This window comes from Paenibacillus sp. NPDC058174, assembly GCF_042883865.1.
In the GTDB taxonomy this organism is placed as follows: domain Bacteria; phylum Bacillota; class Bacilli; order Paenibacillales; family Paenibacillaceae; genus Pristimantibacillus.
Genome location: NZ_JBHVUY010000006.1, coordinates 84,810 through 99,875 on the forward strand (window position 1 = coordinate 84,810; position 15,066 = coordinate 99,875).

14 protein-coding genes and 1 tRNA gene are annotated in these 15,066 nt (G+C 47.3%); 8 read left to right on the forward strand and 7 right to left on the reverse strand.

The window, feature by feature from the left end; genetic code table 11:
* Nucleotides 1-36 precede the first annotated feature (36 nt).
* Nucleotides 37-3,588 carry a phage tail spike protein gene (locus tag ACFVVF_RS23650; RefSeq protein WP_387814885.1) on the forward strand — a complete coding sequence of 1,184 codons (3,552 nt, stop codon included), beginning with the start codon at nt 37-39 and terminating at the stop codon, nt 3,586-3,588.
* A gap of 131 nt (nt 3,589-3,719) precedes the next feature.
* Here ACFVVF_RS23650 and ACFVVF_RS23655 read toward each other — a convergent pair.
* A tRNA-Val gene (locus ACFVVF_RS23655) sits at nt 3,720-3,794 on the reverse strand.
* A 91-nt stretch (nt 3,795-3,885) separates the two neighbouring features.
* The gene (locus tag ACFVVF_RS23660; RefSeq protein WP_387814887.1) at nt 3,886-5,052 is read right to left on the reverse strand and encodes an acyltransferase family protein; all 1,167 of its coding nucleotides are present in this window, start codon (nt 5,050-5,052) and stop codon (nt 3,886-3,888) included.
* 153 nt (nt 5,053-5,205) lie between these two features.
* On the opposite strand from ACFVVF_RS23660, the gene ACFVVF_RS23665 reads away from it, so the two are divergent.
* Together ACFVVF_RS23665 and ACFVVF_RS23670 are read left to right on the forward strand one after the other, a co-directional pair.
* The gene (locus ACFVVF_RS23665) at nt 5,206-5,409 is read left to right on the forward strand and encodes a hypothetical protein (RefSeq protein ID WP_387814889.1); all 204 of its coding nucleotides are present in this window, start codon (nt 5,206-5,208) and stop codon (nt 5,407-5,409) included.
* 92 nt (nt 5,410-5,501) lie between these two features.
* The gene (locus ACFVVF_RS23670) at nt 5,502-5,747 is read left to right on the forward strand and encodes a DUF3892 domain-containing protein (RefSeq protein WP_387814891.1); all 246 of its coding nucleotides are present in this window, start codon (nt 5,502-5,504) and stop codon (nt 5,745-5,747) included.
* Between the two features lie 67 nt (nt 5,748-5,814).
* Here ACFVVF_RS23670 and ACFVVF_RS23675 read toward each other — a convergent pair whose 3' ends face one another.
* Nucleotides 5,815-6,543 carry an MBL fold metallo-hydrolase gene (locus ACFVVF_RS23675; protein WP_387814892.1) on the reverse strand — a complete coding sequence of 243 codons (729 nt, stop codon included), beginning with the start codon at nt 6,541-6,543 and terminating at the stop codon, nt 5,815-5,817.
* Nucleotides 6,544-6,675: 132 nt separating this feature from the next.
* Here ACFVVF_RS23675 and ACFVVF_RS23680 point away from each other — a divergent pair, with 132 nt between their 5' ends.
* The 3 genes from ACFVVF_RS23680 (at nt 6,676) to ACFVVF_RS23690 (ending at nt 8,107) form a co-directional block, all read left to right on the forward strand.
* The gene (locus ACFVVF_RS23680) at nt 6,676-6,876 is read left to right on the forward strand and encodes a hypothetical protein (protein ID WP_387814894.1); all 201 of its coding nucleotides are present in this window, start codon (nt 6,676-6,678) and stop codon (nt 6,874-6,876) included.
* A 179-nt stretch (nt 6,877-7,055) separates the two neighbouring features.
* Nucleotides 7,056-7,619 (forward strand): stalk domain-containing protein, encoded by a 564-nt coding sequence (locus ACFVVF_RS23685; protein WP_387814896.1) that lies wholly within the window; start codon nt 7,056-7,058, stop codon nt 7,617-7,619.
* Nucleotides 7,620-7,783: 164 nt separating this feature from the next.
* Nucleotides 7,784-8,107 (forward strand): DUF1292 domain-containing protein, encoded by a 324-nt coding sequence (locus tag ACFVVF_RS23690; RefSeq protein WP_387814898.1) that lies wholly within the window; start codon nt 7,784-7,786, stop codon nt 8,105-8,107.
* A gap of 118 nt (nt 8,108-8,225) precedes the next feature.
* Here ACFVVF_RS23690 and ACFVVF_RS23695 read toward each other — a convergent pair whose 3' ends face one another.
* Nucleotides 8,226-8,621 (reverse strand): DUF1885 family protein, encoded by a 396-nt coding sequence (locus ACFVVF_RS23695; RefSeq protein ID WP_387814900.1) that lies wholly within the window; start codon nt 8,619-8,621, stop codon nt 8,226-8,228.
* Between the two features lie 411 nt (nt 8,622-9,032).
* Nucleotides 9,033-10,502: an aminotransferase class I/II-fold pyridoxal phosphate-dependent enzyme gene (locus tag ACFVVF_RS23700; protein WP_387814902.1), complete on the reverse strand. Its 1,470-nt coding sequence runs from the start codon at nt 10,500-10,502 to the stop codon at nt 9,033-9,035.
* Between the two features lie 115 nt (nt 10,503-10,617).
* On the opposite strand from ACFVVF_RS23700, the gene ACFVVF_RS23705 reads away from it, so the two are divergent.
* Nucleotides 10,618-11,901 (forward strand): MFS transporter, encoded by a 1,284-nt coding sequence (locus tag ACFVVF_RS23705; protein ID WP_387814904.1) that lies wholly within the window; start codon nt 10,618-10,620, stop codon nt 11,899-11,901.
* 20 nt (nt 11,902-11,921) lie between these two features.
* Nucleotides 11,922-13,112: an MFS transporter gene (locus ACFVVF_RS23710; RefSeq protein ID WP_387814906.1), complete on the forward strand. Its 1,191-nt coding sequence runs from the start codon at nt 11,922-11,924 to the stop codon at nt 13,110-13,112.
* An 87-nt stretch (nt 13,113-13,199) separates the two neighbouring features.
* Here ACFVVF_RS23710 and ACFVVF_RS23715 read toward each other — a convergent pair whose 3' ends face one another.
* Both ACFVVF_RS23715 and ACFVVF_RS23720 read right to left on the reverse strand, forming a co-directional pair.
* The gene (locus ACFVVF_RS23715; RefSeq protein ID WP_387814908.1) at nt 13,200-14,225 is read right to left on the reverse strand and encodes an ABC transporter permease; all 1,026 of its coding nucleotides are present in this window, start codon (nt 14,223-14,225) and stop codon (nt 13,200-13,202) included.
* Entirely contained in the window at nt 14,222-14,971 is a 750-nt protein-coding gene (locus tag ACFVVF_RS23720; protein ID WP_387814910.1) for an ABC transporter ATP-binding protein, read from the reverse strand. The genes ACFVVF_RS23715 and ACFVVF_RS23720 overlap by 4 nt, the downstream gene beginning before the upstream one ends.
* Between the last annotated feature and the right edge of the window lie 95 nt (nt 14,972-15,066).

Consider the following 15,066-nt stretch of genomic DNA (forward strand, 5'->3'; position numbering starts at 1 on the left):
AGGCTTCTATACCTTTTTTATTGAGGAGATAGATATATGCTTGGAGACATAAATTATTTAAGGAAGCCTAATAAACCGACACTTTTCCTGGCTAAACCAGACAGGACAATCATTGCTAAAATTAGCGATGCTTATGGCATTAGTTCACAGAGCAGCGTAAATGATCTTGACCGTATATCCTTTAGTGTTCCCTATTATACCGAGGAAAATAATATTCCCGTAAAAGTGAGATATATTGATGGTATTAGAGAAAACTATTTAATTCAATTTAAACTGGGGCGCGTAGTGAATTGGTTTATTATTACCAGTATTAATGATGTAATGGGTAATGACGGTGATCAGAAAGCCATTCAAGCTATAGCTTTACCGCATGAGCTCTCTTTTCGGAACATAAAATCGTATACCGCTGAATCTAAAGGCGCTATTTATGTTCTAAATGAGCTATTGCATAAAACGAAATGGGCAATTGGAACGGTTGATCCGGATTTTGAATTATCGAAAAGGACCTTTGATTTTCAAGATAATACGCTAATAGATTGTATCTATAAAATCGCTGAGACCTATAATGCCATTGTAGAGTGGAATAGCGAAAAGCGAACAATTGATTTTATCAAACCTGAGGTTCATGGTTTTTATAAAGGGCTGAGCTTCAAATATGGAAATTTGCTTAAAGGCTTTGACAGAGAATCTAATTCAAACGAACAAGTAACAAGACTGCGGCCCGAAGGAAGAGACGGACTAACGATTAACTCGATTAATCCAACCGGGCAAAGCTATATCGCCGATTATAGCTATTTCATGTATCCTTTCGCACGCGATGAGCAAAAGAATGTATTAAAGCATAGTCAGTATATGAGTGACAGCTTATGTCATGCGATCTTAGATTATAATAAACTCATTAAAGCGAATGAGACTGCATTTGCAGCGCTTCGAACAGACAGGGATGCAGTCGCTTCTCTTATACATACAAAGGAAGCCCAGTTGAAAAATCTAAAGATCGCATTAAAAGTTATTGAAGATATTGAAGGAAATCAATTAATCAATAACAATCGCCCTGTAATGTTCATTGATAACTTCTCTTATAGCGGTAATACGGCAACTAGAAATTTCAATTCGCTTCAAACGATTTATCCCTATGTCGTGATGTGTAAAGCTGTACATACCTCGGATATTCAAGTAGGACTAAATGGAGTAACAAAAACGTTGCCATCCAATAAATGGACAGTTCTAGGCAAGCTGAAGGGTGTAACTGGCGCAAGTGTACAGATTACAGGTGCAGGATCGGCGGAAGTCAGTATTCAAATTGCGAATATTTCATTAATGGAGCATGCGTCTGTCAGCAATGAACAAGAAATTATTGAACGATATTGCGCCAACAATAAAAGAATGCAAATTGAAGCGAAGCAAGCAGAGATCGACGCGGAGAAAATTGCTTTAAACTCTATTTATGCTCAAATTAAAAATTTACAATTTAAGCTGTCTGAGCAGCAGAATTTTACGAATGAGCAATTGCTCGAGTTAGAGGACTACATTCGCGAGAAAGATTTTAAAGATAGTAATTATGTTGACGTTGAGGATTTGTTTCAAGCCGGGAAAGATAAGTTTGTTGAAGTTCGAACGCCACAGCTGGCAATGAACGTGGATGTGGTTGATTTTCTGCAAGTGGTAGAGGAGCAAGGAAAGTGGGATAAGCTCATTCTCGGCGATGAAATTAGAGTGGAGTATGACCGCATCGGTGTCAAAGTTACAGCCAAAATTATCGGGATTGATTATAACTTCGAAGAAGCGGACATTAAACTGACAATTGCAAATGTCACTGACATTAACAATGAGACTAGCCAGATTGAGAAATATTTTGCGAAGTCAACGTATGCTTCAACTACTTTGGACGCCAATAAGCTGAAGTGGCTTCAGGCTTCTGTTGACACAAGCGATATGAGCCTACTGTTTAAACAGTTTTACGATAGAGTCACAGAACAAATTAATATGAGCATCAATAACACCGTTGATATTAATAATTTAGGAATTATCATTTCAGATCCCAATGATCCTTTACGATTCATCCGGTTAAACTCTGGCGCAATTGGACTGACTAAGTCTGGCGGGCAAGTGTATGAAACGGCTATTACAGCTGATGGTCTTATTGCGGAAACGCTTTATGGAAAAATCATCTTGTCCGAACGGGTAATCGTAGGAGATGCTAACGGTGTCTGGCTAATGGAAGGACCGAAAACGACGATTACGGATGCCTGTCAGCGTCTCGCAATGGGAATTGGATTAATCGAAAGTAATCCGGATTTGTATGGTATTGTAGTCAATCGTTACAGTGATGAGACACCTTGTTCGACATCAGTAGTCAATAAAATATTACTGACATCTAAAGACGGCTTGAAGATTCAGAAAAAGGATGGAACGGGCTTCAAAGATGTATTGTTTGCTGATCTGAATGGCACGCTGAAGCATATCGGGCATTTTCAATCCGGTGAAGGCGAGAAAGTATTTACCATCGATGACAAAGGGCTGGCTTTGGGTTCAAGTGTCTGGGGACAAGCTCCATTTCACGCTGATTATTTCGGGAATGTATGGATGAATAAGCTGTTTGCTGATGATGCGGATATTAAGAACAGTATTTTCAAGGACGGTCATATTGAAGGGTCTACGATAACGCTGCGCAACGGCGGCGGGGTAATGAAACTGAATCCGGCAGTCGGCTTTCATGCAGGTGCAGAAAATTTTACCGATGCGATTGCCTCAATCGCGATGGATGGGACTGCTAAATTTAAGAAGATGAAGGTTACGGATGGGAATAACCAGCTGATGATTGATAGTCAAAATAAATTTATTGATTTTGGACTTTTTGATCTTAGAGGTGCTGGGGCCATTTACTCCGATTTGCTTTCTGCAAATTTTGTTAGCGCAAATTACGGATATATCTCTGACCTGACTGCAGGTAAATTGTCAACATTAACAAATGCAGCTGAAACAGACTGGACCAATTACATTCATGTGGAAAAGAATTATATCAAATTAATTACGGGCCAGATTAGCGGTGCTGGCGTGCAGCAAAAAGATTCACAGAATAGATTGCTGTACTGGGCCAACGCATCGAAGACGGGGCAGTTTGGAACAACTGTAACACCTTATCCTGTAATGAAATATCAAATGAATGAAAAAGTGAAAATGCTGATGGACTTTAAAGGATCAGGCGATGCGGCTTTTCCTCGTATTGCATTCGGACTAGGGGATGGGGCGATTAGCGATTCTGCTGTGGCGGATGGAATGGGGAACAATAAAAGCAGCAGAGGCTTTATTGAGAAGCCGGTAGGCAGCTTTGACATTAACTATTTTGCCAGTAATAATGCCAGAGAAAGAAGTATTAAGCTTAAAGATGATGGCATTCACTTGAAATCTGAGGACGAGAAGATCAGTCAGATTGCAAAAAATTTTGAATTTGGAATTACGACAGGCGGTTCTCTGAGCATCAAGCATGTCAACGGCTGCGAGTTGGAGTTTACAGCAGCGGGTCGTATCAAAATGAAAGCAACGGCGGGATTAGATTTTGATGCGCCTAGTTATAATTTTTCTTAATAGGTGAAATAGAGAACTTTGGAGTTAAGATTAATTGATCTTAACTCCAGTTTTTTTGTAACTTGAGATTAACAGACAGCCTATACACAAAAGAAAAACCCTTGCTGCACAAGGGTTTGGAATGTCTATTATGGTAGGACGGATGGGGATCGAACCCATGACCCCTACCCTGTCAAGGTAGTGCTCTCCCGCTGAGCTACCGTCCTGCGATAGTTAATATAATATCACAAATTAAATTGAGAAATCAAGTATAAATTTAAGGAAATTATACTTGTTCTTTTAGTAATGGCCCCCCCATTAAAACTTCACAACCGGCTCGGATGGCTGATGCGCCTCTTTTTTACTTCTAGTGCCGATACGTTTGCCCCACTTGATGGCCGGTACTTCGATATAGTTGTAGGACGCTGCAGCTGCGAGGATGGTCCAGAAGAAAGCCAGTACATAGATGATGGAAAGCGGCAGCTTGCCATGAAACAAGTAGATAAAGCTAAACAGCACGAGCAGATGGTACAGGTATATGCTATAGGAAATATCGCCGAAAAAGGCAATGATCCGAATGCTCAGGAATCGCGTCACGCGAGCCGAGCCAAGCGCGATGACGATCAGTAAGACGCAGCTGGCAGTTGTTGTGTAATCATTAACTATTTCCTGGTAGTCAATTAATCCGATGCGATTCCCTACCGCCATGGACAGCTCCGAGTAAGTGAAGAGAATGTAGGCGAGGCCAAGCAGGCACCACTTCCAAGCTTTTGAGCTTTTCACGAAAAGGCTGACAATGTACTCTCGATGTTTGGCCAGCAGTCCGCCAATGAGGAATATGGAAGCGTAGTGGAGAGTATCCACAAAGCCGGTGTGGAATCCATAGCTATGATCATAACCGAAGATGTTTTTGGTGCCGCTAATAGCAGAGAGTGCCAGACATAACCCAAGCACCGTTTTCCAATTCCATTTCATAATGATGAGAGCGAGCAAGGGGAAGATAATCGAGATTCGCATCTCGTGCACCAATGACCAGATGACATTGTTATATAAGTTGGAGTTATAGTTCCCGATGAGAAGCAGGTTTTCGATTACTGATTTTAGTGTTACCGGCTCGTTCCATGAAGAATTGAACCAGCTGCTAAGTGCAGCTATTCCGCCGGTTGAGAGCCATGAGCAGAGAAGGATCGCAAGCACCATCGCAAACCAGAATGGAACATAAATTCTTAGTATTCTTTTTAATAGAAAGGTTTTGTAGGAAATCGCGCTGTTTTTCAAAAACGGGAGCATAAGAACGAAGCCGCTAAGCAGGAAAAATAAAATGACAGCGCCGTGCCCGTTTTTGATAAACCCAAGGGGCGAGAATTTAAACAACAGGACGGAGAGGGCCGGCTTGACCTCGACTTGATAATAATGACTGAAAACGACAGCAATCGCTGCCAAGCCCCTCATAGCGTCCAACTGTCCAATCCGGTTTTTATTCATCACTCTCATCCTCAATTTCTTTTATTGATACGAATTGTATCATAATGTTCGGAAATTGAGAAGACTTTACTGGTATTTTTATGGGTCAGCGAGCATAGTTGCCCGGGAGCCGGCATACATATACCAATCAGGCTTGCAGCTTGCTGGGCAAGTATGCAGCGGAAACCTACCTTTGAGGAGGGCGTTCGTTTGGCGGCGGAATATGCCCATTTGGCCATATGGTTAATTGGTCTGTTTGGTATTGTCATTACTGTAAGCGCTTGTGTTCTCAAGCTTGTCGTTGAAGATTCCTTCAATTATGATCAAACCTTTCTCTGGAGAAGGAAACTTCCTGCGGAATGTCTCGAAAAGGAATAATAATGGCCCTCTGCTGGGCATGCTACTGGAGTGTTTGAATTTGGGCAGCATATGAACTTATAAACGCTGTCTACAAAAAGGAGAGTGCAAGCATGAGTCCAGCAGACGGAGGGCAGCGCGAGCATATCGTAGCAGTTCAGAAAAACGGAGACGGTGATTTGACGTCGTTCAAGACATCGTCAGGCCGTATTCTTGATTATGCTGCCGCGCTTCAAGAGGTTCAAGAGGGGCATATTGCCGGCGTGAATGCCTTTAAAGGAAGAGACGGGGAGCTGCATATTCGCGGAGATGCGGATGGCGATCCGACCAATAACTTGGATAATCTCCCTACTTTTTAAGTTTCAGATACGGAAAGCAAAAACAGCGGCAAGCGCCTTGTATGTTCGAGCGCTTGCCGCTGTTTTTTTATGTATACGAATAGGCTTGCCGCTGTTTAACGAACTGCATCAGTCCTGTCCGGCCGATATATTCTTCCATTGTATCCCCATAATGCATCAGCATGACTTTGGATTGAATGTCATCCGGAAGCGTCAGCAGCTCATCCAGCGAGGCATGGACAACGCCTGGCGATTGCAGCTGGCAGTCATGGTAGATCGTTTGAACACCCTCATCAACGAGACGCTTGAGCAGCTCCCCATTGAACTTCATATCTGCGGAATAAAAGAAACGGCCATTAAACAGGAAAGAGTAGCTCAGCTTCCCCGTTATATGATCAGTCTGAATCAGGCGAACGTTAAGACCCGGGTGCAATTCATAATCGACGCCTTCCTTAAGCGGTCTTACCTCGAAAAAATCACTCATCGCATTGAGCGGCTCCTGCGTCAACCCGCCCCGGAGCGTCTGCTCCCATAACGTATCGACAAGACCTTCCGCAATATACATAACCGGCTTTTTGCCGTATAGAAACATCATTTGGAACGCATATTCCTCTAAGCCGCCTACATGGTCGGCATGGATATGGCTGACCAGCACGGCATCCAGATCGTTGAACGAAAGTCCGGCTGCATGCAGGGAGCTTGGCAGCGTAATGCCGCAGTCGACGAGAAGCTTATAACCGTCCAGCTCGATGAGGCCGTTGTTGTTGTCATATTTTTTGGCAAATGCGCTCCCGGTTCCGAGCATCGTAATATTCATGGTTAACTCCTCCAATTGTTACGGACTTCTCCTCACTTTATCAAAAGTTGCTTAAACTGACAAACCAAGATACACATTTGGCCCGATCCACATATAATGCATCAGCATAACGGTGGAAGGGGCGGAGATTGGATGAGCAAGGGCAAATCAAAGGTAATTAAGAAGAAGACAGCAAGCGAAAGAAAGCAGTACCACTATAAGCTGGTGTTGTCCAGCACCTGCGGCGTGTGCAAAACACCATGCGCGCGAGGCATGAAGTATTGGGAAAGAATGCAGGAGCCGGGGGCGCTGGGGAAAGGCGTGCCTTGCATTTTAACCCGCACATACGGGTAATAAAGAAGAGCATAATTTCCCAGGCAAGGGCGTAATTCTACAGCATTTGACAGCCGGAACCGGCAATGATTTCCACCCTAAGACTCAAGTGAAAAATATGCTTTATTTACCGCAACTTTCATCTATAGGCCGAGTATAACCTTACATCCAAAGAGTAACCGGATGGAGGGTTTTCATCGATGAAATTCAGTAAAATTGCTATCCTTCTTGTCGTGCTGACACTGTGTGGAGGAACGCTGATGTTTGCAGATGCGGCGTCGCAGAAGGTGCGCGTCATATTGAACGGCAGCGAGCTGGACGACAGCGGACTGATTGTAGACAACAAAACTTATTTGCCGCTCCGGCAAATTGCGAACGGACTGCAGGCGATTGTGAGCTGGGACAATCAGACCAAGAAAGCAACGCTGTATAAGCCCAATGTTCATATGGTTCTATTCCAGGACAAAGTTGTGTTCGGCAACGTGGACAAAGGCAACCGCTATACATTCAATGTGCTGTCTCAAATTGACAATCTGACGACGGAAGTGTCCGCTGTTAAAGTTTCGATTACCGATCCTAACGGAACGGAAAAAGTCATACAATCGCAGTCAGTCAACATTACGAAGGATAATTTCTGGTACCGGACCGAGGATATTAAATATAATTTTGAGTATTCCGGAAAATACGCTGTCCGCTTCTATATGAAGACAAGCGCGTCGGATGAGTGGACGGTTGTGTCGGAGAAGCTGATTACTTCACAATAATTTGTGAATAAAGCTAAGTTTCGAATGCCCTTATTCTCGAAGGAGAATAGGGGCTTTTTTAGCTTGTAATCTGCCCTTTATGCCGTCATTATGGTTTGACCGCTTTACCGTCTCATGGTACGATACGAGAGTATGTATATATCATTGAAATGGGGTATTCTGCAATGAGCGAGCACCAGCACGGAGACAACTGCGGCTGCGGACATGACCACGATCACGATCATGATCACGAAGAGCATGTGTTCATAGTAACAGACGACGAAGGCCAAGAACGTGAAATGGTTATGGTCTATACGTTTGAATCGGAAGATAAAGCTTATGCTGTATTGCTGGATCGCAATGATCCGGAAGCGGACGGCGTTATTTTCCGTTTTGAAGAAGAGAATGAAGAGACTTTCCTGGTCGGCATCGAAGATGATGCAGAGTGGGATCGCGTAACGGCGATTTATGAAGAAATCGCTCGTGTGGAGAATGAATCCCAGCAGTAATCGGGAGACATTGGTGTATAACATGTAAAAGATAAGGGACTGTCCCAGTGGGCCAATATCATTAAGTTAAGCCTTAACTTAATGACATTGCCCAAAGGGCAGTCCCTTTTTATGCCGTTCATTTGCGAGGATTATAATAAATCGTCCGTCCGTTAAAGAGCTGAAGCTCCGCCTGCAGCTGCTTTGCCAAATATTTGCATAGCTCGTTGGCTTTCGCTTTGTCGCCATGAGTGGCTTGCTCGGGCAGCACAGCCTGTATCGTGGTGCCAGCTTCGTCTGTTCCGAAAATAATGTACTTGTAAGAGGGATGAGTGCCTTTCAAATAAAACCACCGGTCGTCCTGTTTCGTCTCGATCGTATACGGGAATGCTGCTCCGGCATAATCCCAATCCAGCTGCTGGCCGGTCAGAGCTGTCTGATCGCGGTAATGAAGCAGCTTCTCCTTTAATTGAGCAAGCGACAGTTCACCTTCGGCGGAGCCTTGCACCAGCTTAATGTAAGCGCTTTGACTCATGTGTCCCACCTCCAAGCCCATCATAGCATGCGTCAGCTTCCTTTTACAATAAGTGGAACAGGTAGGGTCGTCGAACTGTCGGTAGCGCTTCTCATTCCTGCTTGGAATTTCACGATTCAAAATGCAAAAGTGCAGGTAGATTTGTTGGAAACGACTATTTTTGCCTGTCAAAATGCAAAAATACATTTTGATCTGGCATATTTGCTTGAAAGAGGCTGTTTCTGCGCAATCAGCCTGCACTTTTGCATTTTGACAGGCATTTGGGAGAGAAAAAGCAGAAACAAAATGCAGTTTTACATTTTGTTTGTTTGAAGGTGTACAGCAGGTTCCGATTGGAGCCAATGACAAACGCCGGTTACGCTGTCCTGATAATCAGGCTGCATAACCGGCGTTTCTTTTCGCTCAGAAAAACTAGAAAATCGCGTTTTCCTCGACGATCACTTTTACAAATTGAATGCTGCGGTCCTCTGGCCCCTTAACCGGCAAGCCTACCTCGACATGATCGATGATATAGTCGATGTTGTTTTGCGAGATGACCTCTCCCGGCAGAAGAATCGGAATGCCCGGCGGGTACACATAGATGAACTCGGCAATAATACGTCCAGCCGACTCCTTGAACGGAACGACTTCAGTTTCCCCGTAGAATGCGTCACGCGGCGTCAGCGACAGCTGCGGAATGTCCGGAATTTTAACGACCAGTTCACGCGATTCCGCGCCTTCGTGGAACGCTTCGGACAAGCCTTTCAGCGCTTCAATTAATTTATCGACCGAATCGGACGTATCTCCAGGGGTAACTAGGCAAAGAATGTTATACATATCGCTCATTTCGATCTCAAGGTTATAATGCTCGCGCAGCCAGTTCTCCGTCTCGTAGCCTGTCAGGCCAAGATGGCGAATATGAATCGACACCTTCGTAGGGTCGTAGTCATAAGTGGCTTCATCGCCCAATATTTCTTCCCCGAAGCAATGCAGGCCGGGAATTAGATTAATCTGCTCACGCGCATATTGGGCCAGGCTGATTGCCTTTTCGGCAATATCATGGCCGTTGATCGCGAGATTGCGCCGTGATGTATCGAGCGACGCAAGAAGCAGGTATGAAGTTGATGTTGTCGTGAGCATGCTGATAATCGTCTGAATGCGATGCGGATTAACGCGGCCCTTGCGTACATTCAGCACCGAGCTTTGTGTCATCGAGCCGCCAAGCTTATGAACGCTGGTCGCAGCCATATCGGCGCCCGCTTCCATTGCGGACATCGGCAGCTTCTCGTGGAAATGGATCAGCACGCCATGTGCTTCATCGACGAGTACTGGAATGTCGTAGCTGTGAACGAGATCTACGATTTCTTTCAGGTTGGCGCAAATGCCGAAGTAAGTCGGATTGATGACCAATACCGCCTTAGCATCGGGATGCTTGTCCAGCGCACGTTTGACGGAGCGCGTCGTAATACCGTGATCGATGCCGAGGTTGGCATCGCGTGCCGGGCTGATGAAGACCGGACGTGCACCTGCGAAAATAATAGCGGCCATAATCGATTTATGCACGTTGCGCGGCACGATAATTTTATCGCCTGGTGCGCACACCGTCATAATCATAGTAATAATGGCTCCGCTTGTTCCTTGAACGGAAAAATAAGTGTAATCAGCGCCGAAAGCATCGGCTGCGAGCTTTTGGGCTTCTTCAATAACGCCGGTCGGTTGATGCAAATCATCCAGCGGGGCTATATTGATCAAGTCGATCGACAACGCGTTGTCGCCGATAAACTCGCGAAATTCGGGATCGCTGCCTAGGCCTTTCTTATGTCCCGGAATATGAAACTGTACCGGGTTCTGCTCCGCATGGCGGCGGAGTGCGCTGAAGAGCGGGGTTTGGTTATGGTCCATCGCTGTAATCCCTGCCTTTCGGTATCGTCAAAAAGTGCAAACAAAATTGAGTATAGCAAAAACAAGTCGGAATGCAAGCAGCATTTTTAGATTATAGAATCGGAGTGTACCAGCTATGAACCAAATCGAAACGCCGGTGAAGCGCAAAAGCCCCGTGTGGAGCTCGCCGTTTGTTATTCAGCTGCTTATTATCATGCTGCTTGTAGAATTTGTAAAAGGGGCGCTGATCGTATCCATACTGCCCGTTTATATGGGTACAGTGCTTGGCCTGTCCGCTTATGCAATAGGCTGGTCGCTCGCGCTTCTATATATAGGAGACAACGCGTTCCGCAGTCCGCTGGGCTGGCTTATCGAACGGATTGGCTACCGGCAGACGATGCTGTTCGGCATCATCCTTACCTTTGTCGCCGTATTGATTGTTACGTTTATGCATCATGCCGGCTGGCTAATCTTTGCCTGCTTGCTGCTTGGCGTCGGCACTTCGCCATTATGGCCTTGCGTCATTACAGGAGCAACCGCCGGCGGGGAATCAAGCGGCACCGTCATGAGCGTCGTCTATATGTCCTGGCTGATCGGGATCGGAAGCGGGCCGATCGTCATCAATTTTTTCATTGCGCATACGTATACCCGCGCTTTCCGGATTTTGATTGGAGCCATGACGATCGCGGTCATCGTCACGCTTTTGCTGCCGGGAAGGAAACAATCGAGGGCGATGGAATCGGCATCTGCAGATACAGAAGATGCTGGTACAGGAGGAGGCATCGATGGCAAGGTGACGGCCGGGAGAGAACCTCTTTATAGTAGAGCTGTCGAATATGTGAACCGGCTTCGCCGATCTCTTCATGTCAGCCGTTTGTTGTATCCGGCAATGTTCGCGCAAAATTTCGCCCTTGGGCTGCTGACGCCGATACTTTCCCTTTATGCGCGAACGGTGCTGCATCTGTCGCCCCAGCAATACAGCTACTTTCTAGTCGCTGGAGGGGCTGTTACGGCGCTGGGTCTCATTCCCGTCGGCAAAGCCGTTGATCGCTGGGGGACCCGCTGGCTGCTGCATATTGGCTTCCTGCTTGCTGCCGTGTCATTGCCATTGCTTGGGATGACCCGATATCTCCCGGCGGTTCTCGTCATAGTAGCAATCGTAGGCATCGGCTACGCTTGCATTATTCCGGCGTGGAACGCCTTTATTGCCGAGCAAATTCCGAAGACGGAGCGCGGGGCGGTATGGGGATTTTTTCTGACGATTGAAGGGACGGGAATGGTGCTGGGCTCCATTATGTCCGGCAGGCTCTGGGACAGCTTTGGCCCGCATATGCCTTTTCAGCTTAGCGGTATCGTTATGGTCGTGTTATTTGTTCTTCATTTGTTCATAACTAAGCGGCAGCGCGTTATGGTACGATAACGGATGGAGGCGAATCGGTTATGCGAGACAAACGACTATTAATTGTAATGGCTATTCTAATGACAACCTTCCTTGGGTTCGGGATCATCATTCCCGTCATGCCCGAAATTATTAAGCAAACAGCCCACCAAGGGTTTGAGAAGCATACCGGCTATATGCTGGCCGTGTATTCTCTCGTATCATTCTTGCTGTCGCCTTATTGGGGAGGCTTGTCCGACCGGATCGGCAGACGTCCGATCATCCTGACCGGCGTTGTCGGTTTTGCGGTCAGCTTCGTCCTGTTCGGACTGGCGTCTGGCAACCTGCCGCTTATGTATTTATCCCGCGTGCTTGGCGGCCTGTTCTCTGGTGCTGTAACTTCCGTTATCGTTGCCTATGTTGCGGATATTACGCCTAAGGAGCACCGGACGAAAGGGATGGCTCTTGTCGGCATGTCCATCGGCGCAGGCTTTACGTTCGGACCGGCATTTGGCGGCTTCCTCAGCGTCATTTCGCTGGAAACACCGTTCTATGTGGCATCTGGCCTAGCTCTATTTACATTTGTATTGGCTTTCTTGAAATTGAAAGAGTCGCTTGCTCCTGAGCAGCGCAGATCGGCATCTGAGCCTCGCGTGTCGCGTTGGACTGCTTTTACAGGGTCTCTGAAGTACTTGTATGTGCTGGCGTTTTTCGTCACCTTTACACTCGCGGGTCTGGAGGCAACGCTGCAAATTTTCGGCATGAAACGGTTTGACGTGACGCCGCTTCAGGTTGGCGTATTGTTTTTTGTATGCGGCTTTGTCGGAGCGCTCGTACAGGGCGGCTTCGTGCGTCGCCGTATTAAGAAGGGGGACGAGCCAAAGTATATCGGTATCGGACTCGTCATTTCGGCAATCGGCTTCTTCATGCTGCTTGGCGCGCATTCACTCTGGTGGGCAACGGTGTCGCTGGCTGTATTCGGCATCGGCAATGCGTTGATCCGTCCATGTGTAACCTCGCTGATTACACAGAAAACGACCGTTGGGCAAGGGGTAGCCTCGGGTTTAAGCTCATCAATGGATAGCCTTGGCCGTATCGTCGGACCGTTGTTCGGAACGTTTTTATTTACGGTCGGCGATAACCTTCCATACGTATCCGGCGGTGTCCTCTGTCTTGCCGCGCTGCTGCTGCTTGTCCAATTCCGCAAACTGGACAGCCGTCTGCAATCAAGCTCGGAAGCGAGCAACGCTTAGTTTAGTAGTCTTGTAACGACGATAAATGTACATTTGGTTCCCGCAGCTAAGGCCGATTTCCATTCAGGAAATCGGCCTTTCTGGCGTCTACAGCCGGCGGTGCTTCTTGAGGGCTATTATATTCAGCAGCGCAAACAGCAGCGAAAAGGCCGCCAGCACATAGACATCGTTCTGAAATTCGGCCCAGCCTTCACCTCGGATCATAATGCCTCTCATCGCGTCTGCACCGTAATACAGCGGCATGATGTAGCTGAGTTTTTGCAGCAGCGGATTCATCGCATCGAGATTGAACAGGCCGGAGAAAAACGCTTGCGGTACGATGACGATCGGAATGAACTGAATGATCTGGAATTCACTGCTCGCAAAAGAGGATAGCAGCGTGCCGAGTGTAAGGGCGGTTAGGGAGAGCAGCAAATTGATCACCAGCATGTAGAGAATGTTTCCGACCATGTAGAGCCCTAGAACATCAACGGAAAACCAAGCGATCAGCGTCGCTTGCGCCAACGTGAACAGGCCAAAGCCAGCCAAGTACCCGATGACAATCTCGATGCGCCGAATGGGCGTTGCCAGCAGTCGCTCCAGCGTTCCGCTGGTCCGCTCTCTCAAGAAGGAGACGCCTGCCAGCAGAAATACGAAGAAAAAAGAGAAAAAGCCGATGAGCACCGGGCCAAAAGAGTCAAATGAGGCCATATCAGCTCCCCCGTGCAGATAGACAACATCGAAAGAAGGCGACTGCTGTCCGGCTTGCAGTGCAGTCTGCAGCTTCAGCAATACGCTGCGGCTGATGGAAGGGTCGCTTCCCTCCAGCGTCAAGGAAGGCTTGACGCCATCCCAGTGAACGATAGCATCCAGTTTCCCGCTGTTTAGCGCAGCTTCGGCAGCTTCGGCATCCGCCCCGTAAGAGGTAATGCCCGAGTCCTGCAGCTTAGCGAACTGTTCGGTAATGCCTGCAGGCGCATCAACCAGACCGATGTTCGGCACGATCGCTTGACCGTCAAAGACGAGCTTCATCAGGCTGAGAATAAGCAGCGGGGCAAGGAAGAGCAGCGCCAGCGTTCGTTTGTCGCGAATAAATTGCCGGATGATGCGCAGTGCAAGCGCTCGAATTCTCATGCCATAACGCCCCCTTCGCGGCCGAATGCGATAAAGGCTTCCTCAATCGTAGTGCCGCCTGACTGCTGTACAAGCGCTTCGGGTGTATCTGCTGCGATAAGCTTGCCGCCGCGAATCAGACCCAGCCGGTCGCATTTTTCGGCTTCATCCATGACATGCGTCGTTAGGATGATTGTAACGCCCTGCTTGCTTAATCCGGCAAGCTCCCGCCAGATAGATTGGCGCAGGAGCGGATCGATGCCAACCGTCGGTTCGTCCAAGACGAGCAGCTCCGGTTCGTGGAGCAGCGAGATGGCGAGCGACAGCCTTCTCTTCATACCGCCGGAATAGGCTCCAGTCTGCTTGTTCAAATCGGCTTCCAGATCGACAAGTTCGGCGACAGCCCGAATGCGGTCCTGCAGCCGTTGTCCTTTCAAACCATACATGGCTCCGAAAAACGCCAGGTTTTGCCTTCCTGTCAATTCATTATAGAGCGCATCGGATTGTGCCATATAACCGATTCGGGCCAATAGGGCGAGCTGGGGCATTTGCTGGCCCAGTACACGAACACTTCCGGAATCCGCGCGGTCAATTCCCGTAATCAGCTTAATAAATGTCGTTTTTCCAGAACCTGAAGGACCAAGCAGTCCAAACAACTCTCCTCGCGGAATCGATAGAGTAATATCGTTCAGCACGGTAACGCCTTTGAACTGCCGCTGAATCCCCGAAACCTCTACCGCCAATACAGCAGAACTCGCCTCGGACATCGGTTCACGCTCCATTCCTAAATGGGAATTGTATCATTCTTCTTTAATATAACGAAAAGAAGGTTGATGCGGAAGATACTTGCTTCCTCGACTAT

Excerpts from the sequence above, each read along its gene's own strand:
- ACFVVF_RS23695 (WP_387814900.1), bottom strand. The coding sequence starts at position 8,621 with ATGAGTCAAAGCGCTTACATTAAGCTGGTGCAAGGCTCCGCCGAAGGT.
- ACFVVF_RS23675 (WP_387814892.1), bottom strand. The coding sequence starts at position 6,543 with ATGAATATTACGATGCTCGGAACCGGGAGCGCATTTGCCAAAAAATAT.
- ACFVVF_RS23685 (WP_387814896.1), top strand. The coding sequence starts at position 7,056 with ATGAAATTCAGTAAAATTGCTATCCTTCTTGTCGTGCTGACACTGTGT.
- ACFVVF_RS23690 (WP_387814898.1), top strand. The coding sequence starts at position 7,784 with ATGAGCGAGCACCAGCACGGAGACAACTGCGGCTGCGGACATGACCAC.
- ACFVVF_RS23665 (WP_387814889.1), top strand. The coding sequence starts at position 5,206 with ATGCAGCGGAAACCTACCTTTGAGGAGGGCGTTCGTTTGGCGGCGGAA.
- ACFVVF_RS23660 (WP_387814887.1), bottom strand. The coding sequence starts at position 5,052 with ATGAATAAAAACCGGATTGGACAGTTGGACGCTATGAGGGGCTTGGCA.
- ACFVVF_RS23720 (WP_387814910.1), bottom strand. The coding sequence starts at position 14,971 with ATGTCCGAGGCGAGTTCTGCTGTATTGGCGGTAGAGGTTTCGGGGATT.
- ACFVVF_RS23680 (WP_387814894.1), top strand. The coding sequence starts at position 6,676 with ATGAGCAAGGGCAAATCAAAGGTAATTAAGAAGAAGACAGCAAGCGAA.
- ACFVVF_RS23670 (WP_387814891.1), top strand. The coding sequence starts at position 5,502 with ATGAGTCCAGCAGACGGAGGGCAGCGCGAGCATATCGTAGCAGTTCAG.
- ACFVVF_RS23715 (WP_387814908.1), bottom strand. The coding sequence starts at position 14,225 with ATGAGAATTCGAGCGCTTGCACTGCGCATCATCCGGCAATTTATTCGC.
- ACFVVF_RS23650 (WP_387814885.1), top strand. The coding sequence starts at position 37 with ATGCTTGGAGACATAAATTATTTAAGGAAGCCTAATAAACCGACACTT.
- ACFVVF_RS23705 (WP_387814904.1), top strand. The coding sequence starts at position 10,618 with ATGAACCAAATCGAAACGCCGGTGAAGCGCAAAAGCCCCGTGTGGAGC.
- ACFVVF_RS23700 (WP_387814902.1), bottom strand. The coding sequence starts at position 10,502 with ATGGACCATAACCAAACCCCGCTCTTCAGCGCACTCCGCCGCCATGCG.
- ACFVVF_RS23710 (WP_387814906.1), top strand. The coding sequence starts at position 11,922 with ATGCGAGACAAACGACTATTAATTGTAATGGCTATTCTAATGACAACC.